21 protein-coding genes are annotated in these 19680 nt (G+C 69.2%); 15 read left to right on the top strand and 6 right to left on the bottom strand.

Features of this window, described 5'->3' with window-relative positions:
• Positions 1–20: 20 nt before the first annotated feature.
• Positions 21–788 carry an ABC transporter permease gene (locus LO762_RS31650; RefSeq protein ID WP_230619926.1) on the bottom strand — a complete coding sequence of 256 codons (768 nt, stop codon included), beginning with the start codon at positions 786–788 and terminating at the stop codon, positions 21–23.
• Positions 785–1699 (bottom strand): ABC transporter ATP-binding protein, encoded by a 915-nt coding sequence (locus LO762_RS31655; protein ID WP_230619927.1) that lies wholly within the window; start codon positions 1697–1699, stop codon positions 785–787. The genes LO762_RS31650 and LO762_RS31655 overlap by 4 nt, the downstream gene beginning before the upstream one ends.
• A gap of 159 nt (positions 1700–1858) precedes the next feature.
• Between LO762_RS31655 and LO762_RS31660 the strand changes: the two genes are divergently transcribed.
• Complete coding sequence (locus LO762_RS31660) at positions 1859–2770, top strand: F0F1 ATP synthase subunit gamma (protein ID WP_230619928.1); 912 nt, start codon at positions 1859–1861, stop codon at positions 2768–2770.
• Positions 2771–2911: 141 nt separating this feature from the next.
• On the opposite strand, the gene tgmC is transcribed toward LO762_RS31660, so the two are convergent.
• From tgmC to LO762_RS31675, 3 genes are all read right to left on the bottom strand, one after another.
• Positions 2912–4120 (bottom strand): ATP-grasp peptide maturase system methyltransferase, encoded by a 1209-nt coding sequence (gene tgmC / locus LO762_RS31665; RefSeq protein ID WP_230619929.1) that lies wholly within the window; start codon positions 4118–4120, stop codon positions 2912–2914.
• A gap of 5 nt (positions 4121–4125) precedes the next feature.
• Entirely contained in the window at positions 4126–5061 is a 936-nt protein-coding gene (gene tgmB / locus LO762_RS31670; RefSeq protein WP_230619930.1) for an ATP-grasp ribosomal peptide maturase, read from the bottom strand.
• Between the two features lie 150 nt (positions 5062–5211).
• Positions 5212–5538 (bottom strand): hypothetical protein, encoded by a 327-nt coding sequence (locus tag LO762_RS31675; protein ID WP_230619931.1) that lies wholly within the window; start codon positions 5536–5538, stop codon positions 5212–5214.
• A gap of 270 nt (positions 5539–5808) precedes the next feature.
• Between LO762_RS31675 and LO762_RS31680 the strand changes: the two genes are divergently transcribed.
• The gene (locus LO762_RS31680; protein ID WP_230619932.1) at positions 5809–7011 is read left to right on the top strand and encodes a helix-turn-helix transcriptional regulator; all 1203 of its coding nucleotides are present in this window, start codon (positions 5809–5811) and stop codon (positions 7009–7011) included.
• On the opposite strand, the gene cutA is transcribed toward LO762_RS31680, so the two are convergent.
• A complete protein-coding gene (gene cutA, locus LO762_RS31685; protein ID WP_230619933.1) occupies positions 6992–7306 on the bottom strand; it encodes a divalent-cation tolerance protein CutA in 315 nt (104 codons plus the stop codon). The two genes, LO762_RS31680 and cutA, sit on opposite strands and share 20 nt — an antisense overlap.
• Positions 7307–7464: 158 nt before the next feature.
• On the opposite strand from cutA, the gene LO762_RS31690 reads away from it, so the two are divergent.
• The 13 genes from LO762_RS31690 to sufC all read left to right on the top strand — a co-directional run bounded on the left by LO762_RS31690 (position 7465) and on the right by sufC (position 19678).
• Positions 7465–8880 carry an amino acid permease gene (locus LO762_RS31690; protein WP_230619934.1) on the top strand — a complete coding sequence of 472 codons (1416 nt, stop codon included), beginning with the start codon at positions 7465–7467 and terminating at the stop codon, positions 8878–8880.
• Positions 8881–8914: 34 nt separating this feature from the next.
• Positions 8915–10159 (top strand): arginine deiminase, encoded by a 1245-nt coding sequence (locus LO762_RS31695; RefSeq protein WP_230619935.1) that lies wholly within the window; start codon positions 8915–8917, stop codon positions 10157–10159.
• Positions 10160–10201: 42 nt separating this feature from the next.
• A complete protein-coding gene (gene argF / locus LO762_RS31700) occupies positions 10202–11206 on the top strand; it encodes an ornithine carbamoyltransferase (RefSeq protein WP_230619936.1) in 1005 nt (334 codons plus the stop codon).
• A 1-nt stretch (position 11207) separates the two neighbouring features.
• The gene (gene arcC / locus LO762_RS31705; protein WP_230619937.1) at positions 11208–12143 is read left to right on the top strand and encodes a carbamate kinase; all 936 of its coding nucleotides are present in this window, start codon (positions 11208–11210) and stop codon (positions 12141–12143) included.
• A 34-nt stretch (positions 12144–12177) separates the two neighbouring features.
• Complete coding sequence (locus LO762_RS31710; RefSeq protein WP_230619938.1) at positions 12178–13617, top strand: amino acid permease; 1440 nt, start codon at positions 12178–12180, stop codon at positions 13615–13617.
• The gene (locus tag LO762_RS31715) at positions 13607–14530 is read left to right on the top strand and encodes a universal stress protein (RefSeq protein WP_230619941.1); all 924 of its coding nucleotides are present in this window, start codon (positions 13607–13609) and stop codon (positions 14528–14530) included. Before LO762_RS31710 ends, LO762_RS31715 begins: the two co-directional genes overlap by 11 nt.
• Before the next feature lie 61 nt (positions 14531–14591).
• On the top strand, positions 14592–14858 hold the full coding sequence (locus LO762_RS31720) for a type II toxin-antitoxin system Phd/YefM family antitoxin (RefSeq protein ID WP_230619943.1): 267 nt from the start codon (positions 14592–14594) through the stop codon (positions 14856–14858).
• Complete coding sequence (locus tag LO762_RS31725) at positions 14851–15114, top strand: type II toxin-antitoxin system RelE/ParE family toxin (RefSeq protein WP_230619944.1); 264 nt, start codon at positions 14851–14853, stop codon at positions 15112–15114. The genes LO762_RS31720 and LO762_RS31725 overlap by 8 nt, the downstream gene beginning before the upstream one ends.
• Before the next feature lie 210 nt (positions 15115–15324).
• Positions 15325–16065, top strand: a complete 741-nt coding sequence (locus tag LO762_RS31730; RefSeq protein ID WP_230619988.1) for a metalloregulator ArsR/SmtB family transcription factor — start codon at positions 15325–15327, stop codon at positions 16063–16065.
• Positions 16062–17474 carry a Fe-S cluster assembly protein SufB gene (gene sufB, locus LO762_RS31735; RefSeq protein ID WP_230619946.1) on the top strand — a complete coding sequence of 471 codons (1413 nt, stop codon included), beginning with the start codon at positions 16062–16064 and terminating at the stop codon, positions 17472–17474. Before LO762_RS31730 ends, sufB begins: the two co-directional genes overlap by 4 nt.
• The gene (gene sufD, locus LO762_RS31740; protein WP_230619952.1) at positions 17474–18598 is read left to right on the top strand and encodes a Fe-S cluster assembly protein SufD; all 1125 of its coding nucleotides are present in this window, start codon (positions 17474–17476) and stop codon (positions 18596–18598) included. The genes sufB and sufD overlap by 1 nt, the downstream gene beginning before the upstream one ends.
• Positions 18599–18612: 14 nt before the next feature.
• Positions 18613–18930, top strand: coding sequence for a non-heme iron oxygenase ferredoxin subunit (locus LO762_RS31745; RefSeq protein ID WP_374201611.1), 318 nt, complete (start codon positions 18613–18615; stop codon positions 18928–18930).
• A 1-nt stretch (position 18931) separates the two neighbouring features.
• Complete coding sequence (gene sufC / locus LO762_RS31750; protein WP_230619961.1) at positions 18932–19678, top strand: Fe-S cluster assembly ATPase SufC; 747 nt, start codon at positions 18932–18934, stop codon at positions 19676–19678.
• The last annotated feature ends 2 nt before the right edge of the window (positions 19679–19680 follow it).

Consider the following 19680-nt stretch of genomic DNA (forward strand, 5'->3'; position numbering starts at 1 on the left):
TGCCCCTCGCCGTCGAAAGGTCATTCCCACCTGAAGAACCTGGCCGCCAGCGCCAGCCCGGCGACCGCCCACACCGCCAGGACCGCCAGCTCCGCGCCGGGCAGCGCGACACCGTCGGCCAGCACCGCGCGCAGCGCGCCGGACAGCGCCGAGATCGGCAGCAGCTCCAGCACGGCGGCGAAGGCGGCGGGGAACTTGCTCAGCGGGAAGACGACGCCGCCCAGCACGAGCAGCAGCAGGTAGACGAGGTTCGCGGCGGCAAGGGTCGCCTCGGCCCTGAGCGTCCCGGCCATGAGCAGGCCGAAGCCGCTGAAGGCGGCGGTGCCCAGCAGGACGGCGAGGACGGCCCCGGCGAAGTGCCCCGACGGGTTCCAGCCGAGCGCGAACGCCACGCCGATGATCACGACGGCCTGGAGCAGCTCGACGAGCACCACGGTGAGCGTCTTGGCGAGGATGAGGCCCGACCTGGGCAGCGGCGTCGCGCCGAGCCGCTTGAGGACGCCGTAGCGGCGCTCGAACCCTGTGCCGATCGCCTGGCCGGTGAAGGCCGTGGACATGACGGCGAGCGCAAGCACGCCCGGCGTCAGGAAATCCACCCGGGCGCCCTCGCCCAGATCCAACAGCGAGGTAAGGCTGAACACCGTGAGCAGCATCACCGGGATGATGAGGGTGAGGAGAAGCTGCTCCCCGTTCCGGAGCATGGCCTTGAGCTCGTAGGACGTCTGGGCCGCGACCATCCGGGCGAGCGGGGCCGCCACCGGGCGGGGGCTGAGGTCCATGACGGTCATCCGCGCAGCTCCCTGCCGGTCAGTTCCAGAAAGACGTCCTCCAGGCTGCGGCGCTCGATCCGGAGGTCCTCGGCCAGCACGCCGTGCGCGGCGCACCAGGCCGTGACGGTGGCCAGCAGCTCCGGGCCGACCTCGCCCTCGACCAGGTAGTGGCCCGTGGGCGACTCCTTGGCGGCGCTGCCGTCCGGGAGCGCGTTGAGCAGCTCGTCCAGGCCCAGCCCGGCGCGGGCACGGAACCTGAGCTGGTGCTCGGCGCCGGTCAGCTCGGCGGGCGCGCCCTGCGCGACGACCCTGCCGCCGTCCACGATGACGATCCTGTCGGCGAGATGCTCGGCCTCGTCCATGAAGTGTGTGGTGAGCAGCACCGAGACGCCCGCCGCGCGCAGCTCCGCCACCAGATCCCAGGTGGCGCGGCGTGCCTGCGGGTCGAGACCGGCCGTCGGCTCGTCCAGGAAGACCAGTTCCGGCCTGCCGACGATCGCCGCGGCGAGCGACAGCCGCTGCTGCTGGCCGCCCGACAGCCGCCGGTAGGGCGTGCGGGCGTGCTCGGTGAGGCCGAGCCGTTCCATCAGCGCGGCGGGGCTCAGCGGGTGGGCGTGGAACGACGCCATCAGCCGCAGGAACTCCCCGGCCTTCGCGGTGCCCGGCACCCCGCCCGACTGCGGCATGACGCCGACGCGCGGGCGCAGCGCCCTGTCACGCGGATCGAGGCCGAGCACGCGGACGGTGCCCGCGTCGAAGTCGCGGTAGCCCTCGCAGATCTCCAACGTGCTCGTCTTGCCCGCCCCGTTGGGGCCCAGCAGCGCGGTGACCTCGCCGCGTCCGGCGGTGAACGTCAGGTCAGCGACCGCCGTGGTCCTGCCGTAGCGCTTGACCAGGCCGGTGATCTCCAGTGCGGGGGGTGCTGCCATGGGGGGAAGTCTAGAGGCGGGGTCTGACGGTTCCGGCACCGGCCGCGCGAAACTTCCATCGGCACGGAACGTCAAGGCATGCGCACGCGCTGTCCTTGACACCTCCAATTCGGCGGTGGGGCACGTCCGGGGGCCGTCGTCGTCTGGCACGGTCGAAGCATGGGGGCAGAACTCAGGAAGCTGCGCGGCCGTATCCGCTCGATCAAGTCGACGGCGAAGATCACCAGGGCGCAGGAGCTGATCGCGACGTCGCGGATCTCGCGCGCGCAGGCCCGTCAGGCGGCGTCCCGGCCTTACGCGCGGCAGATCACCCGGGCCGTCAGCGCGCTGGTCACGCACAACGTGTCCGAGGACCACGCGCTGCTCAACCGGCGTCCCGACGCGTCACGGGTGGCGATCCTCATGATCACCGGCGACCGCGGGTTCTGCGGCGCCTACAACGCGAACGTGCTGCGGCACGCCAACGCGCTGACGAAGATGCTCAAGGCCGAGGGCAAGGACGTGGTGTTCTACATCACCGGCCGCAAGGGCGTGGACAACTTCACCTTCAACGGACGTCCTATCGAGCGCTTCTGGGTGGGGGAATCCGGAGAGCCCACCTACGCGACGGCCGCGGAGATCGGCAAGGAGCTCGTCGAGCGGTTCTCGATGCCGACGACCGAGGGCGGCGTCGGCGAGGTCCACGTCATCTTCACCCGGTTCGTCTCGATGATCAGCCAGCAGATGACGGTCCGTCGCATCCTGCCGCTGGAGATCGAGGACGTCGAGGAACTGCCCGGCGGCGAAGGCCCGGCCGCCAGCTACGACTTCGAACCCTCCGTCAGCGAGGTCCTGGACGCCCTCATCCAGCAGTACGTCCGAGGCCGCATCTGGAACATGCTCCTGGAGTCCGCCGCCTCCGAACACGCCGCCCGCCGCCAGGCCATGATGTCCGCCACCGACAACGCCAACGACCTCATCTTCCGCCTGTCCCGCCAGGCCAACGAAGCCCGCCAAGCCGAAATCACCAACGAACTCATCGACATCGTCAGCGGCGCCAACGCCCTGACCGCCACCACCAAGGACGACTAGCCCCACCGGCTCACGCTTCGCTCCGCGAGGGGTTACCCCCGACGACCAGTCCCGCCCACCGGCCTCACACCTCGCCGTCCCACGGCTGCCCGCCCCGCCCGGTGACGCCGACGGCTTACGCGGCGTCCCGCACCGGTCACGTCAGGGCAGCACAAAGGACAACTCCGGCACACCGGGCAGCCCGATGGTCTGTTGGGCGGGCGTCACGCGCATACGGAAGCGCTCCGGCCCCGGCCGCCCGGCGTCGTCCCACGCGCCGAGCGCCCGCTCGATCCGCGACCAGAGACGGACAGGCCCACCTTCCCGGACAACCCAGCCACCCTCTTCCGGCGTCAGCGCGGCGACCGCCCGATCGACCGGATCGAGAAGATAGACGGTCCCGTCGATCTCGGCCGAGGTGGCCGTCGGCACCGCGAGCTGCGCGAGAAAGCGACCGAAGAAGCTCTCCTCATCTGTGGCCGAGATCCGGCCGGGCCCGTGCCGTGCCGCGCGCGGCGAGCCGTCAAGCAGCCGCGCCCACCGGTGCGGGCTGCCGCACCACGGCGGCAGGTGCCCCCGCGCCGGCATGAACGAGATCGTGCCGGGCAGCAGCGCCCCTTCCGCCGTCCCGTCCTCCCCGACCGTGAGCAGCACCCGCCCCGATCCGTACAGCCACCCGGAAAGCGTGGTGAGGATCTTCCCTCCGGGCTTCGCCTGCGCGAGCCACGCCGCCGGGATCGTCCTGACGGAACACGCCGCGACAATTCGGTCATAGGGCGCGAACGGCGGGTACCCGTACAGTCCGTCGGCGACGTCAAGCCCGAGCCGGTACCCGCACCGGTTGAGCGCCGCGGCGGCCTGCCGCGCCCGCTCGGGATCCACCTCGACCGAGACGACGTCCCCGTCCTCCCCGAGCCGCGCGCACGCCAACGCCGCCGAGTACCCCGTCCCCGTCCCGATCTCCAACACCTCGTGCCCGTCCCGCACGTCCGCGTCCACCCACATCCGCACCACCAGCGACGGCAACGTGGACGACGAAGACGGCGCCCCACCCACCCGCCGCCCCGCTGCATCCCAGTCCGTCTCCACCTCATCAAACTGCGTCACCAACGTCCGATCCCCATAAACCGCCCCCAACCACCGCTCAGCATCCCTTTTCTCCGTCACCCCCTCCCAAACCACCATCCCAGACCCCTCATCCCTCCCCTCCGCCACAAAGAACCCCGGCACAAACCAATGCCGAGGCACCTCCCCCACCGCCCTCCGCCACCCCAAATCCCCCAAAACCCCCTCCTCAACCAGTTCCTCCACCAACCGAGCCCGCAACCCCCGAGCCCGCTCCTCCACAGAATCGTCCTCGATGTACGCCATTTCGATCACCCTTCCCGTAGCAACTCGGCGAACGCATCAGCGATACGCCCGGCCTCAGGCAAGAACCCCCACTGCCCATTCGGATTGCACTCGATCCAGACACAGTCACCGTCCTCGGTGATCGCCAGATCAAAGCAGCCAAAGACCAGCCCGAACCGGTCGAGATACTCACGCAACATCCCAGCCAGCCCGTCGGACAGCACAAACGGGCGATAGCGCAGAGCGTCCCAGTCCCCGGCCCGCCAGTCGAGTGCTTCTCCGGGCGCGTCGATGCGCCACGCGAAGACCTCGTCGCCGACGACGGTGACCCGCGCATCCGCGATCTTGGGAACCTCGGCCTGGAAGAGATGCGCGGTGACGCCGAGCCGCTCATCGACGTCGGACGCCCGGACCCGCTGTGTCCAGACGACGCCCGCGTGCCCGTCGCCGGGCGGCACGCCCCGGAACGTCTTGTAGACCAGCGGCCCGTGCTCCTCTTCGAACACGCGCACCGCGGCCGGGTCGTTGGTGACCAGGGTGGGCGGCACGCGGAACCCGAGTTCGGCGGCGACCTTGAGCTGAAGTGGCTTGTACTCGGCCCGCGACGTGGCGAACACGTCGTTCACATGCAGGCCAGGCACGGACGCGAGCACTCCACCGAGCCCGTGCCGCGCCTCGGCAGTCGCGAAGGCACGGGCCTGTTCGGGCAGATGCCCGAACCGCCAGCGGCCGGGCCGCCGGTGGTACACCGCCCGTGGCGTCGCGAGATCCAGCTCCCGCGTCTCGGTCGCCAACCCGCCCCGGACCGGGTCGCCGAGCCGCGCGGCGAAGCGCACTCCGGCGCCGATGTCGGCCGGATCGACCCGGACGACGGGCACGTCCCGCTCGTGCAGCGCGGCGATGACCATGCAGGCCGTGACATCCTCAAGCGAGGTCACGACCAGGACCGGCCTGCGCACCACGCTTCTAGTCCTGGAAGTAATCGGTCGTGGAGTCGTCGGTGACCTGTTCCCGTGGCCCCGGGCAAGAACCCCTGATTCTTCTGATCGCGCATTCCGATCGTTTCCCCCGATCCAGTCCTTTGCCCGGTACCGGCAGGCGTTTGCCGTCGCTCAGCGGGCCAGGCCGAGGAGTAGGCGGGACCAAGCCTCTCGTGCGTCTGTACGTCGGGGTGACAGCCCGGACGGATACATCTTGACGTTCTTGGCGGCGTGCCTCAGTACCCGGTAGCAGCCTCCGGCCATGACCCACTCGTACATGAGTGAGACGCCGGGGCCGGTCGGGCAGCGTCCGCACGTCGCCTCGTAGACCCGCGCCCGCCCGCCCGGCCAGGGCATCCACTCCAACTCGGCGACGTCTTCGGAGGGCGGGGTCACGTGGAGCCCTACGCACAACTGGCCGGAGAGGGAAGCCTGGGAGTAGAGCGCTGACGTGCTCATCGGCCCCGCCGTGTGAGGACGAGCGCGGCGAGTACCACCAGGGCGAGGACGTTCAGCAGCGCCGAGATGACGAGGGCCGCGATGATCTCGGTCATTGCCCGTCCACCTCGACGGTCGCCTGCTCCGCCGGTGAAAGTGAACGGTTCATCAGGTCCTCCCTGGTAACGGATGTGTCGCTACGAGTGAAACGCGAGCGAACACGTGCGCGGGAGGGGAGACTTAGGGACGAAGCGTGGGTGCGACGTGCGCCCCCCGTGAAAGGTGCGAGCCATGCCCGTTGAGCAGCATGCGTTCGGTGGGCGGCTCCGCGCCGCTCGTGAAGCTGAGGGATGGTCTCGTGCTGAACTCGCCAGGCGCATCCGTGCGGTATCTGGCGACACGCAGATACCGGGGGTCGAAAGCCTGATCTCCATGATCAAGGGCTGGGAGCGCGGGAGGAACGGTATCAGCAAGCGCTATGAGGTCCTGATCAAGAAGGCCGGGCTTGACGTCGCGCCTTCCCGCCGGGCGTTTGTCGCCGCCGGGCTCGGCCTTACGCTTTCGGGCGGCGGTACCGGGCAATATGGCGAGAAGATTGGAATGTCCACCGTCAGCCGTCTTCGGGAGCGCGCTGTCCGGCTCCAGAATCTTGATGACTTCCTCGGCGGTGCCGACACCTATGCCGTGTACGCCGCTGAAGCCTCGGGCACGGCCCGTTTGCTGGATACCGCCGCCTACTCCACGGTGGTCGGCCGGGAGTTGCGGCGGCTGTTGTCCGAGCAGCTCCAGCAGGCCGGATGGGCGGCCTTCGACGCCGGTGCCCACGGGCAGGCGCGCGGGCACTACCTCGATGCGCTGACAGCGGCACGGGAGGCCGAGGATTCCGTCCTGGTGGCTGCCTGCCTTGCGCATCTCGGCTATCAGGCGAGCGTCGTGAGCGGGGAGGGCCTGGCGGAGGCCACGGCGGCGACGGAGGCCGTCGGCTCCGGGGCACCGGGGCCTGTCCGGGCGTTGCTGCTGGAGCGGCAGGCGTGGGCGCACGCGGTCCAGGGAGACGAGTCGTGTGTCGCGCGGGCGCTCGGTGATGCCGAGGCTGCCCTGTCCCAGGTCGGCGATCAGGTCCCGCACTGGGCGGGGTGGGTCGACCGGGTCGAACTCCAGATCATGTCCGGGCGCTGCTGGGCGGAACTCGGCCGCCCGGTGCGCGCGGCGCCCATGTTGGAGAACGCGCTCATGGCCTATCCGGACACGCATGCACGGGACAAGTCCCTTTATCTGACGTGGTTGTCCTCGGCCTATATCGATGGGCGTGAGCTTGAGCGGGCGGCCGTTGTCGCGACGCGGGCGCTCGAACTGGCCACCGATGTGGGGTCCGCGCGTCCGCGTCAGCGAATCGGACAGCTTATGGTGCGGTTCGAGCCGTATGCCGGGCGGTCGGATGTCCGCGTGTTGCTTGATCAGGCGGAGGAGTGGATCACGTTGTGGTTTGGGTGATCCAGGTGAGGTAGGTGGGGGAGCCGTCTATGGGGGTGATGGTGAGTTCGGCGGAGGGGCCCCAGGGGTGGTTTGTGGTGATGTGGTGTTCCAGGGCTGGGCGGCGGGTTGTTGTGGTCTTGAGGAGGAGGATCCATTCTTCGCTTTCGCCGTATTCGCCGTTGTGCCACCAGGCGGCGGTGACGGGGCCGTGGATCTGGCCGGAGGCGGCGTGGCGGTTCTGGACGGTGGAGCGGAGGAGGGTGAGGGCTTCTTGGTGGGAGGGGAGGGCGGTTGTCGCGGTGAGGTGGGTCATGGGGGGAGCGTAGGGCGGGGTGGGGTGGGGGTGGATCAAGGGTGGGTAAAAGGTGGGGGATGGGGGGTTCTGGGGGTGGGGTGGGGTGGGGAGGGGGAGGCTGTTGGGATCTTGTTCGGCTGTGGGGAGGGCCGGGCGGGGCTAGGTCGGGGGGCCAGATGGGGGAGGCGCGGGGGCGCGCGGGGGCTGCGGCCTCGGGGGGTGGGGTGCCCGTGGAAGGGGGGGTTAAGGCTGGGGGGACGCTTGGGTTGCCGGGGGCGGTGGCGTTGGTGGTGGGGAACATTGTGGGGACGGGGATCTTTCTGCTTCCGGCGTCGCTTGCGGCTATCGGGAGTGTCAGTGTGCTGGTGCTTTTGTTGGTGACGGTGGGCGCTATCGCGTTGGCGGTGGTTTTCGGGTGGTTGGGGAATCGGATTCCGGCGGGGGGTGGGCCTTACGCCTATGCGCGGGGCGCGTTCGGGGAGTTCGCCGGGTTCTGGGTGGCCTGGTCGTTCTGGTTGACGGCGTGGATCGGGAATGCGGGGATCGCGTACGCGTGGGTGGGGTACGTGAACTCGTTGTTCGGGTGGCGGGCGGACAACGCACTTCAGAACATCGTCATCGGATTGGTCGGGCTGTGGATTCCGGCGGTGATCAACCTGAGTGGTGTGAAGAACATCGGGCTGTTCCAGATCGTCACGACCGTGTTGAAGTTCGCGCCGTTGTTGTTCGTGGGGATCGTCGGGGTGTTCTTTGTCAAGGCCGCGAACTTCCCCGCGTGGAACGCCACCGGGGGCTCGCAGTTGGCCGCGATCTCGCTGGCGGCGGGCCTGATCCTGTTCGCCTACTCCGGGATGGAGAGTGTGACGATCGTGGCGGAGCGGCTCAGGGATCCGGCGCGGATGATCGGCAAGGCCAGCGTCTACGGGGTCCTGGCCTGCGCGGCGATGTACCTGCTCGCCACCGTCGCGATCTTCGGCACCGTCCCGTCCGGCCAGCTCACCCAGTCCACCGCGCCCTTCGCGGACGCCATCAACAACATGTTCGGCGGGAGCGTCTGGGGCAAGGTGATGGCCGCGTGCGCGGTGGTCTCCGGGATCGGCGCGCTCAACGGCTGGACGATGCTCGTCGCGGAGATGCCGATGGCCGCCGCGCGCGACCGGATGTTCCCCAGGCCGTTCGCGAAACTCTCACGCCGGGGCGCCCCCGTCTTCGGCATCCTCCTCGGCACCGTCCTCACCTCCCTCATGCTCGCCTACGCCTACCTGGGCTCGGAGAACGGCTTCGACACGATCCTGTTGCTTGCGTCGTTCACCAGTGCGCTCCCCTACTTCTTCTCGGCCGCCGCGCAGTTGTTCTGGCTCGTCACCGGCGGCCGGGAGATCGACAGGACGAGGCTCGCCCGCGACCTCGTCATCACCGGCCTTGCCGTGCTGTTCGGCGGGTGGATCGTCTACGGCGCGGGGGCCGACGCCGCCCTCTACGGGGTGCTCATGATGCTCGTGGGGGTCCCCGTCTACATCTGGGTGAAGGCACGGCGCGGTGAGTACGGCCCCGGCCAGGTGGATCGAAGACACGCCACGCCCGTCTCCTGAACATGTCTCTCGACGGCTCCAAGGAAGGACTCCCATGTTCCACGTCGACTCCGAGGTCGGCAGGCTCAAGCAGGTGCTGCTGCACAAGCCGGAGCTCGCGCTGAAGCGGCTGACGCCGTCCAACAAGGACGAGCTGCTCTTCGACGACGTCCTGTGGGTGGAGCGCGCCAAGGAGGAGCACGACGAGTTCCGTGTCCTCCTGGAGAGCCGCGGCGTGCGCGTGCACATGCTCGCGGACCTGCTGCGCGAGACGGTCGGCATCCCCGAGGCCAAAAAACACGTCCTCGACCACATCATCGATGACCGTTTCTTCGGCCCGCTCGCGACCGACGCCGTCCGCAACACCCTGGACGCGATGCACGACGACGAGCTGGGGGTGACGCTGACGGGCGGCATCACCAAGCGGGAGATGCTCCTGCGCATGCCGGAGCCGAAGTCGATCGCGTTCCACTCGATGGAGATGGACGCCTTTGTCCTGCCGCCGCTGCCCAATCATCTGTTCACGCGGGACACGTCCTGCTGGATCTATGACGGCCTGTCGGTCAACGCGATGCGCAAGAAGGCGCGGATGCGGGAGACGACGAACATGGAGGCGATCTACCGATATCACCCGATGTTCGCGTCCGGCTACGACCGTCCAGGGCAGTCCGGCGGCTACCACGTCTGGAATCAGGGTTCGGTGTCGGCACCCGCCACGATGGAGGGCGGTGACGTGCTCGTCATCGGGGACGGCGCCGTCCTCATCGGGATGAGCGAGCGCACCCAGCCGCAGTCGGTGGAGATGCTGGCGAACCGGCTGTTCCGGGCGGGGTCGGCGCGCCGGATCGTGGCGCTGCGGATGCCGAAGGCACGCGCGTTCATGCATCTGGACACGGTGATGACGAACGTCGCGCCCGGCGTCTTCACCAAGTACGCGGGCATGGGGATGCTGCCGTCGTACACGATCGAGCCGGGCGACACCGAGAAGGAGCTGAAGGTCACCGACCACGCGCCGGAGGAGATGCACAAGGCGATCGGGCGGGCCATCGGCCTCGACGAGATCCGGGTGCTGACGCCCACCCAGGACGTCATGGCGGCCGAACGTGAGCAGTGGGACGACGGGTGCAACGTGCTCACGCTGGAGCCGGGCGTCGTCGTCGCCTACGAGCGCAACACGACGACCAACAACTACCTGCGCCGCCACGGCGTCGAGGTGATCACCATCAAGGGCAGCGAGCTGGGACGGGGGCGCGGGGGGCCGCGCTGTATGTCGTGTCCGATGGAGCGGGACGCCGTCTGACGGCCGCGCCAAGCGCCTTTCACTGACTTTCGGGGGAGCACGATGGGTTTCAACCTGCGCGGCCGTTCGTTCCTGCGCGAACTGGATTTCACGCCCAAGGAATGGCGGTTCCTGCTGGATCTCTCGGCCGATCTCAAGGCCGCCAAGTACAGCGGTGCCGAGCAGCGGCGGCTGCGCGGAAAGAACATCGCGCTGATCTTCGAGAAGACCTCGACCCGCACCCGCTGCGCCTTTGAGGTAGCCGCACATGACGAGGGCGCGCACACCACTTATCTCGATCCTTCGGGCACCCAGATCGGGCACAAGGAGTCGATGAAGGACACCGCGCGCGTCCTGGGCCGGATGTTCGACGCGATCGAGTATCGGGGCAGTGAACAGAGTGATGTCGAGGAGCTCGCGGTGTACGCGGGGGTGCCGGTCTACAACGGGCTGACCGACCAGTGGCATCCCACCCAGATGCTCGCCGACCAGCTCACCATGCGCGAGCACGCCGACAAGCCGCTGCACGAGATCACGTTCGCCTATCTGGGTGACGCCCGGTTCAACATGGCCAATTCCTATATCGCGGCGGCGGCGCTGATGGGGATGAACTGCCGGATCGTCGCGCCCAAGCAGTTGTGGCCGGACAAGGACTTCGTCGTCAAACCGGCCGGGGAGGTCGCGGCGCGGACGGGCGCCCAGATCAAGATCACCGACAAGGTGTCGGAGGGCGTCAAAGGCGCCGACTTCGTCATGACGGACGTGTGGGTCTCGATGGGTGAGCCGAAGGACGTCTGGAAGGAGCGGATCAAGTTGCTGCGCCCCTACCAGGTGAACCGTGACGTCATGAAGATGACCGGCAATCCGCGGGCGAAGTTCATGCACTGCCTTCCGGCCTTCCACAACCGGGAGACGGTGGTCGGCGAGGACATCTTCCAGAAGACCGGCATGTCCGCACTGGAGGTCACCGAGGACGTCTTCGAGTCCGACGCCTCCCTGGTGTTCGACGAGGCGGAGAACCGGATGCACACCATCAAGGCCGTCATGGTCGCGACGCTGGGGCACTGAGATGCGCGTCGTGGTGGCCCTCGGGGGCAACGCGCTGCTGCGGCGGGGCCAGAAGCCGGACGCCGACGTCCAGCGCGACAACGTCATGACGGCGGTGCGGTCGCTCGCGCCGGTCGCCGCCGACCACGAGCTGATCATCACGCACGGGAACGGGCCGCAGGTCGGGGTGCTGGCGCTGGAGAGCGCGAACGACCCGAACCTGTCGCGGCCCTACCCGTTCGACACGCTCGGCGCGATGACCGAGGGCATGATCGGCTACTGGATGCTCCAGGCGTTGCAGAACGCGCTGCCCGGACGCCAGGTCGTCGCGATGATCAACCAGACGCTCGTGTCCGTCGCGGATCCCGCTTTCGCGAACCCGACGAAGTTCGTCGGCGAGATCTACACCCGTGACGAGGCCGAGAAGCTCGCCAGGGCCAACGGCTGGACCGTCAGGCCGGACGGCGACCACTACCGCCGTGTTGTGCCGTCTCCGGCCCCGCAGCGGGTCGTGGAGACGCGGCTGATCCGCACCCTCGTCCGGCAGGGCGTCATCGTGGTGTGCGCGGGCGGCGGCGGGGTGCCCGTCGTCCGCAACGAGAAGGGCCAGCTGGAGGGGGTCGAGGCGGTCATCGACAAGGACCTCACCGGCGCGCTGCTCGCCGAGGCGCTGGAGGCCGACGCGTTCCTCAGCCTCACCGACGTGCCCGAGGTGCTCCGCCACTTCGGGACGCCGCGGCAGGAGGCGATCCGGCACACCACGCCGCACGAGCTGCGCGCCGAGCGGTTCCCGGCCGGGTCGATGGGGCCGAAGGTCGAGGCGGCGTGCGGGTTCGTCGAGCGGACCGGCGACATGGCCGCGATCGGCAGCCTCGACCAGTGCGCGGAGATCCTCGCCGGGCGCAGCGGCACCATCGTCACGCCGAACGCCACATGGCCGCTGGCCAGCACGCTGTAACCGAGCCGACCGAGCCGATCCGGGGGGAGAGCGCGTGGAGACGTCGTTCTGGCGCGACCTGTGGCGGACCAAACCCGTCGACCAGATCGTCCGCGAGGGCGGCGGCGGGGAGGGCGGCCACCTCAAGCGGTCGATGACGCTGCTCCAGCTGACGTTCTTCAGCGTCGGCGCGACGCTCGGCACCGGCATCTTCGTCGTCATGGGCGAGGCGACGCCGCTGGCCGGGCCCGCCGTCGTCCTGGCGTTCCTGCTGGCCGCCGTCACCGCGCTGTTCTCGGCGCTCTCCTACGCCGAACTCGCGGGGACGATCCCTGTGTCGGGATCCTCCTACTCCTACACCTACGCCACGATGGGCGAGCTCGTCGCGTGGGTGTGCGGGTGGTGTCTGATGCTGGAGTACGGGGTGTCCGTCTCGGCCGTCGCGGTCGGGTGGGCGCAGTACCTCAACGACTTCCTGGACAAGGCGTTCGGCTTCCGCATCCCCGACGCGTGGTCGCAGGCGCCCGACAAGGGCGGCATCGTCAACCTCACCGCGGTCCTCGTCGTCGCCGCTATGACGGTGCTGCTGCTGCGCGGCGCGTCCGAGAGCGCGAAGGTCAACACCGCGATGGTGTTCTTCAAGATCGGGCTGCTGCTGTTCTTCTGCGTCGTCGCCTTCACCGGGTTCCGGTCGGGCAACCTCACCCCGTTCATGCCGCTCGGCGTCGCCGGGGTGAGCGCGGCGGGCGCCCAGGTGTTCTTCTCCTACATCGGCTTCGACGCCGCCTCCACGGCCGGTGAGGAGGCCAAGAACCCCAAACGGGACCTGCCACTGGCGATCATCTTCTCCCTCGTCATCGTCACCACCCTGTACGTGCTGGTGGCGCTCGCCGCGGTGGGCGCGATGCCGTGGCAGGAGCTCGACAGCGACACCGAGGCTTCCCTGTCGGCGATCCTCACCGACGTCACGGGCACGTCCTGGGCCGCGCTGCTGCTCTCGGCGGGCGCGGTCATCGCCATCACGAGCGTCGTGCTCACCGTGCTGTACGGGCAGACGCGCATCCTGTTCGCGATGTCCCGGGACGGCCTGATCCCGCCGCTGTTCCAGAAGGTGAACGCGCGCACGTCGGTGCCGGTCGGCAACACACTCGCGGTCGGGCTGTTCGTCTCGGTGCTCGCCGCGCTGATCCCGCTCGACCACCTCACCGACGCCACCAGCATCGGGACGCTGTTCGCGTTCGCGCTCGTCAACCTGGGCGTCATGGTGCTGCGCCGCACCAAGCCGGATCTGCCGCGCAGCTTCCGCACGCCGTTCTACCCGCTCACGCCGCTGCTCGGCGTCTTCTTCTGCCTGTACGTCATGCAGGGCCTCCGGTGGATCACCTGGGCGGTGTTCGGCCTGTGGACCCTCGCCGGGCTGGCGTTCTACTTCGGCTACAGCCGCAGGCACTCCGTCCTGCGCCGACAAGAGAGGGAACGCGCCGATGGCCGCTGACAAGTCCACCGAAAGGCTGCTCGTCGGCTACACCGCCGACAAGCGGGGCGCCGACGCGCTGGCCCTGGGCGCCTGCGCGGTGCGCGGCATGGCCGCCGACCTGGTGCTCGGCCACATCCGCGCGACGGCCTGGCCGCCCGTCCCCGGCCCCGGCCACGTGGACGCCGAATGGGAGCGCTACCTGGACGACCAGGCCGCTTCCGTGCTCGAAAAGGGCGCCGCCCTCGCCGTCCAGGAGTACGGGATCGAGCCGGTGGAGCTGCTCGTCGGCGCCAACCGGGGGAGCGGACGCGGCCTGGCGAAACTGGCGTCCAAAGCCGGGGCGGGCGTGGTGGCGATCGGTTCGGCGCCGGGCGGGCCGCGCGCCGGGATCGCCCTCGGCAGCACCGCCGACCAGCTCCTGCACGGCTCGCCCGTGCCCGTCATGATCGCGCCGAAGGGCTACGCCGACCGCCGTCTCGAAGGGTTCGACCGCGTCACCGTCGCCTACCTGCGGGTCCCGGAGTCGACGCCCGCCGTGGCGCTCGCCGCCGAGGTCGCCGCCCGGCGCGGCATCCCGCTACGGCTGCTCACCTTCGCCGTCGACTCGCCCGTTCGCGGCAAGGGCAACGCGGCCATGGCCGAACAGCAGCTCCGCCGCCTAGTCGACACCCTGGAGAACGACCTGGCTCTCGCCGCCCGCGAGGCCGCCGAAGGCAGCACCCTCACCAAACGCGACGTCCTCACCCAGGTCGCCGAGGGCCGCGACGCCGCCCAGGCCGTCACCGGCGCGGGCTGGACCGAGGGCGACCTCCTCGTCTGCGCCTCCAGCGCCTCCGGCCCCCTCCGCCGCGTCTTCATGGGCGACATGTCCATGAAGATCATCCGCTCCGTCCCCTGCCCCGCCCTCATCCTCCCCCGCACCATCAAATGACCCGCCGGGGCGACTCCGTCGCGGAATTGTGTACACAATGTGCACAAGGTACACTGTGTACATGACGAGCCTTCCCATCGAGTCGATCCGCGACGTCCGGGCACATCTGGCCGAGGTCGTCGAGCGCGCCGACCGCGACGACATCCCCACGGTGATCACCCGGCACGGCCGGGAGGTCGCCGCGGTCGTGTCCATCGACGTGCTGCACAAGTACCAGGAGTGGGAGGAGCGCGAGATCAACCGCGTCATCGACGAGCGGATGGCGCAGCGCCCGGCGGGCGTGCCGATCGAGGACGTCATGCGCGAGACCCTCGCCCGCGGTGAGTGAGTACCGCACGGTCTTCCACCCCGAGGCGCAGGCCGAGCTGCGGAAGATCCCCAAGGACGTCGCGTTGCGCATCCTCGCCAAACTCACCGAGCTGGAGACCGACCCGTTCGGCTTCGGGACCGTCGCGCTGGTCTCACGGCCCGAGCGCCGTCGGCTGCGGGTCGGGGACCACAGGGCCATCTACACCGTTGACAACGGTGAACTCACCGTCTGGGTGATCAGGGTCGCGCACCGCTCCACGGTCTACGACCGCTGACCGCGTCGCGGCCGATCTCCTCCGGCGGGTGCCCTTGGACGGGCTCCCGGAGCGGGCCGCCGACCCGGTCGAGTAGCATCGCGCGGGCTGTGGGCTCACGCGCGGTGAACGGGTGGTTAAGGTTAGGTAAGGCTTGCCTGCGTGAGCGGGATTACCGGGATTCGTTTGGTTGTGGGGAAGGAATTACGGCACACTGACGTTGTGAAAAACGTGCCCGAGAACGCGTCGCAGGTCACGGCCGGTACCCCGGCCGTCGTCGGCGTGCCTCGGGCGGAGCGGGACACTCGGGCGCGGGTCGCCAGGCTGATTCTGGAGAACGGGCCCGTGGCGGCGTCGGCGCTGGGGGAGCGGCTCGGGCTGACGCCCGCGGCGGTTCGCAGGCACCTGGACGCGTTGCTGGCCGACGGCATGATCGAGGTCGAGGTCAAGCGGACCAGGCCCGCCGCCACCCGCGGCAGGGGCAGGCCCGCCAAGCTGTTCGCGATCACCGACCGCGGCCGCAACACGTTCGTGCACGCCTACGACGACCTCGCCGCCAACGCGCTGAAGTTCCTGGCCGAGGCGGCCGGGCCCGAGGCCGTCGCGGAGTTCGCGCGCCGTCAGCTCGCCGGCCTGGAGAACCGCTACGGCCCCGGCCTGCGCGCGCTGCCGCCCGAGCAGCGCGTCAAGGCGCTGGTCGAGGCGCTCTCGGCCGAGGGCTACGCGGCCTCGGCGAGCAAGGCGCCGCACGTCCTGGGCGGCATCCAGCTGTGCCAGCACCACTGCCCGGTCGCCCACGTGGCGGCCCGGTTCCCGCAGCTCTGCGAGGCCGAGACCGAGGCGTTCGCGCGCATGCTCGACACCCCGGTGCAGCGGCTGGCGACCATCGCCCACGGCGACGGCGTCTGCACCACCCACGTGTCACCGGTAAAAGCAGGTATTAACGAGGAGTCCGGAGGGATCTCCCTATGACTACGGCAGCCAACCCCGAACTAGAGGGTCTGGGCAACTACAAGTACGGCTGGGCCGACTCCGACGCGGCGGGAGCCGCGGCCAGGCGCGGCCTGTCGGAAGCGGTGGTCCGCGACATCTCGGCGAAGAAGGACGAGCCCGAATGGATGCTCGACCTCCGCCTCAAGGGGCTGCGGCTGTTCGACCGCAAGCCGATGCCGCACTGGGGCTCGGACCTGTCGGAGATCGACTTCGACAACATCAAGTACTTCGTGCGCTCCACCGAGAAGCAGGCCGAGTCCTGGGAGGACCTGCCCGAGGACATCAAGAACACCTACGACAGGCTGGGCATCCCCGAGGCGGAGAAGCAGCGGCTGATCGCGGGCGTCGCGGCCCAGTACGAGTCGGAGGTCGTCTACCACAAGATCCGTGAGGACCTCGAGGAGAAGGGCGTCATCTTCCTCGACACCGACACCGGCCTGCGCGAGCACCCCGAACTGTTCCAGGAGTACTTCGGCTCGGTGATCCCCGTCGGCGACAACAAGTTCGCCGCGCTGAACACCGCCGTGTGGTCCGGCGGCTCGTTCATCTACGTGCCCAAGGGCGTCAACGTGGAGATCCCGCTCCAGGCGTACTTCCGGATCAACACCGAGAACATGGGCCAGTTCGAGCGGACCCTGATCATCGTCGACGAGGACGCCTACGTCCACTACGTCGAGGGCTGTACCGCGCCGATCTACAAGTCCGACTCGCTGCACTCGGCCGTCGTGGAGATCGTCGTGAAGAAGGGCGGCCGCTGCCGCTACACCACGATCCAGAACTGGTCGAACAACGTCTACAACCTCGTCACCAAGCGCGCCGTCGCCTACGAGGGCGCGACGATGGAGTGGGTGGACGGCAACATCGGCTCCAAGGTCACCATGAAGTACCCGGCGGTGTACCTGATGGGCCCGCACGCCAAGGGCGAGACGCTGTCCATCGCGTTCGCCGGGGCCGGCCAGCACCAGGACGCGGGCGCCAAGATGGTGCACTGCGCCCCGCACACGTCGTCCTCGATCATCTCCAAGTCCGTCGCCCGTGGCGGCGGCCGCACCTCCTACCGCGGCCTGGTCCAGGTCCAGGAGGGCGCCGAGCACAGCAAGTCCACCGTGAAGTGCGACGCGCTGCTCGTCGACCAGATCTCCCGCTCCGACACCTACCCGTACGTCGACGTCCGCGAGGACGACGTCGAGATGGGCCACGAGGCCACCGTCTCCAAGGTGTCGGAGGACCAGCTCTTCTACCTGATGAGCCGCGGCCTCACCGAGGACGAGGCCATGGCGATGATCGTCCGCGGGTTCGTGGAGCCGATCGCGCGGGAGCTGCCCATGGAATACGCGCTTGAGCTGAACCGGCTCATCGAACTGCAGATGGAAGGAGCCGTCGGCTGATGGGCGTGGAAGTCAAGCCTGTCTCGACCCTGTCGGAGCGGTCGTCCTACGACGTCGCGGACTTCGCCGTCCCCACGGGACGCGAGGAGGAGTGGCGGTTCACCCCGCTGCGCCGGCTGCGCGGACTGCACGACGGTTCGGCGGCCCCCGACGGCAAGGTCCACCTGGAGGTCGACGCGGCCCCCGAGGTCACCGTCGAGACCGTCGGCCGGGACGACCCGCGCCTCGGCTCGGGCTACACCCCGACCGACCGGGTCTCCGCGCAGGCGTTCAGCTCCTTCACCAGCGCGACCGTCATCACGGTGCCGCGCGAGGCTGTCGCGTCCGTCCCGACCGTCCTGCGGCTGCGCGGCGACGACCCGGGCCAGGCCGCCTACGGGCACACCACGGTGATCGTGGAGCCGTTCGGCAGGGCGACCATCGTGCTGGACCACTCCGGCTCGGCCACCTACGCCGACAACGTCGAGTTCCTCGTCGGCGAGCAGGCGTCGCTGACCGTCGTCTCGGTCCAGGACTGGGCGGCCGACGCGGTGCACGTCGCGCACCAGCACGCCCGCCTGGCCAAGGACGCGAAGTTCACCGGCTTCAACGTCACCCTCGGCGGCGACGTGGTGCGCGTCCGCCCGTCGGTCTCCTACCACGGGCAGGGCGGCGACGCCGAGCTGTACGGCGTCTACTTCGTGGACGCCGGCCAGCACCTGGAGCACCGCCTCCTGGCCGACCACAGCGTGCCGAACTGCAAGTCCCGGGTCGACTACCGGGGCGCCCTGCAGGGCGAGGACGCGCACGCCGTCTGGATCGGCGACGTCGTCATCCGCGCCGAGGCCGAGGGCACCGACACCTACGAGCTGAACCGCAACCTCGTCCTCACCGACGGCACGCGGGTCGACTCGGTGCCGAACCTGGAGATCCTCACCGGCGAGGTCGCCGGCGCGGGCCACGCGTCGGCGTCCGGCCGCCTGGACGAGGAGCACCTGTTCTACCTCCAGGCGCGCGGCATTCCGGCGGACGACGCCAAGCGCATGGTCGTGCGCGGCTACCTCAACCAGATCGTCCAGCGCATCGAGGTGGACGAGCTGCGGGCGCGGGTCGAGGCGGCGATCGACGCGGAGCTGACCCGGTGAGCGGATACGTCGACATCGGGCCGGTCGCCGAGATCGCCGACGACACGCCCGTCGTCGTGGAGATCGAGGACGTGCCCGTCGTGCTCGTCAAGACCGGCGGCGAGGTGTACGCGATGAACGACATCTGCTCACACGCCGAGGTCTCGCTCTCCGAGGGCGAGGTCTACAACGGAACACTGGAGTGCTGGCTGCACGGGTCCTGCTTCGACCTGCGCACCGGCAAGCCCACCAACCCGCCCGCGACCAGGGCGGTGCCCACCTACCGAGTGAAGATCGAGGACGGCCGCGTCCTGGTGAACGTCGCGGAGCCGTCCGAGTATGGGGAGTCCTGACATGGCCACGCTGGAGATCCGCGACCTGCATGTGACGGTCGCCGACAAGGAGATCCTGAAGGGCGTCAACCTGACGGTGAAGGCGGGGGAGACCCACGCCATCATGGGCCCGAACGGATCGGGCAAGTCCACCCTGGCCTACGCCATCGCCGGACACCCCAAGTACACCGTCACCTCCGGCACCGTCCTGCTGGACGGCGAGGACGTCCTGGAGATGAGCGTCGACGAGCGGGCCCGCGCCGGCCTGTTCCTCGCGATGCAGTACCCGGTGGAGGTGCCGGGCGTGTCCGTCGCGAACTTCCTGCGGACCGCCGTCACCGCCGTGCGCGGCGAGGCGCCCAAGCTGCGGGTGTTCTCCAAGGACCTCAAGGAGTCGATGGCGAAGCTCCAGATGGACCCGGCGTTCGCGCAGCGCAACGTCAACGAGGGCTTCTCCGGCGGCGAGAAGAAGCGCCACGAGATCCTCCAGCTCGAACTGCTCAAGCCGAAGATCGCGGTGCTGGACGAGACGGACTCCGGCCTCGACGTGGACGCGCTCAAGGTCGTCTCCGAGGGTGTGAACCGCTTCAGCGAAGAGGGGGAGACGGGCGTCCTGCTCATCACCCACTACACCCGCATCCTGCGCTACGTGAAGCCGGACTTCGTCCACGTCTTCGCCGGTGGCAAGATCGTGGAAGAGGGCGGCCCCGAGCTGGCCGAGATCCTCGAATCCGAAGGATACGAGAAGTACGCGAAGGCGGGCGTCTGACC

It is taken from the genome of Actinocorallia sp. API 0066 (genome assembly GCF_020991275.1).
Lineage (GTDB): Bacteria > Actinomycetota > Actinomycetes > Streptosporangiales > Streptosporangiaceae > Actinocorallia.

Bases quoted from the DNA above. Each gene is read 5' to 3' on its own strand.
- LO762_RS31720 (WP_230619943.1), top strand. From the start codon at position 14,592: ATGACGAGCCTTCCCATCGAGTCGATCCGCGACGTCCGGGCACATCTG.
- LO762_RS31715 (WP_230619941.1), top strand. From the start codon at position 13,607: ATGGCCGCTGACAAGTCCACCGAAAGGCTGCTCGTCGGCTACACCGCC.
- cutA (WP_230619933.1), bottom strand. From the start codon at position 7,306: ATGACCCACCTCACCGCGACAACCGCCCTCCCCTCCCACCAAGAAGCC.
- sufB (WP_230619946.1), top strand. From the start codon at position 16,062: ATGACTACGGCAGCCAACCCCGAACTAGAGGGTCTGGGCAACTACAAG.
- LO762_RS31650 (WP_230619926.1), bottom strand. From the start codon at position 788: ATGACCGTCATGGACCTCAGCCCCCGCCCGGTGGCGGCCCCGCTCGCC.
- LO762_RS31675 (WP_230619931.1), bottom strand. From the start codon at position 5,538: ATGAGCACGTCAGCGCTCTACTCCCAGGCTTCCCTCTCCGGCCAGTTG.
- LO762_RS31680 (WP_230619932.1), top strand. From the start codon at position 5,809: ATGCCCGTTGAGCAGCATGCGTTCGGTGGGCGGCTCCGCGCCGCTCGT.
- LO762_RS31655 (WP_230619927.1), bottom strand. From the start codon at position 1,699: ATGGCAGCACCCCCCGCACTGGAGATCACCGGCCTGGTCAAGCGCTAC.
- tgmC (WP_230619929.1), bottom strand. From the start codon at position 4,120: ATGGCGTACATCGAGGACGATTCTGTGGAGGAGCGGGCTCGGGGGTTG.
- argF (WP_230619936.1), top strand. From the start codon at position 10,202: ATGGGTTTCAACCTGCGCGGCCGTTCGTTCCTGCGCGAACTGGATTTC.
- sufD (WP_230619952.1), top strand. From the start codon at position 17,474: ATGGGCGTGGAAGTCAAGCCTGTCTCGACCCTGTCGGAGCGGTCGTCC.
- sufC (WP_230619961.1), top strand. From the start codon at position 18,932: ATGGCCACGCTGGAGATCCGCGACCTGCATGTGACGGTCGCCGACAAG.
- LO762_RS31695 (WP_230619935.1), top strand. From the start codon at position 8,915: ATGTTCCACGTCGACTCCGAGGTCGGCAGGCTCAAGCAGGTGCTGCTG.
- arcC (WP_230619937.1), top strand. From the start codon at position 11,208: ATGCGCGTCGTGGTGGCCCTCGGGGGCAACGCGCTGCTGCGGCGGGGC.
- LO762_RS31690 (WP_230619934.1), top strand. From the start codon at position 7,465: ATGGGGGAGGCGCGGGGGCGCGCGGGGGCTGCGGCCTCGGGGGGTGGG.
- LO762_RS31660 (WP_230619928.1), top strand. From the start codon at position 1,859: ATGGGGGCAGAACTCAGGAAGCTGCGCGGCCGTATCCGCTCGATCAAG.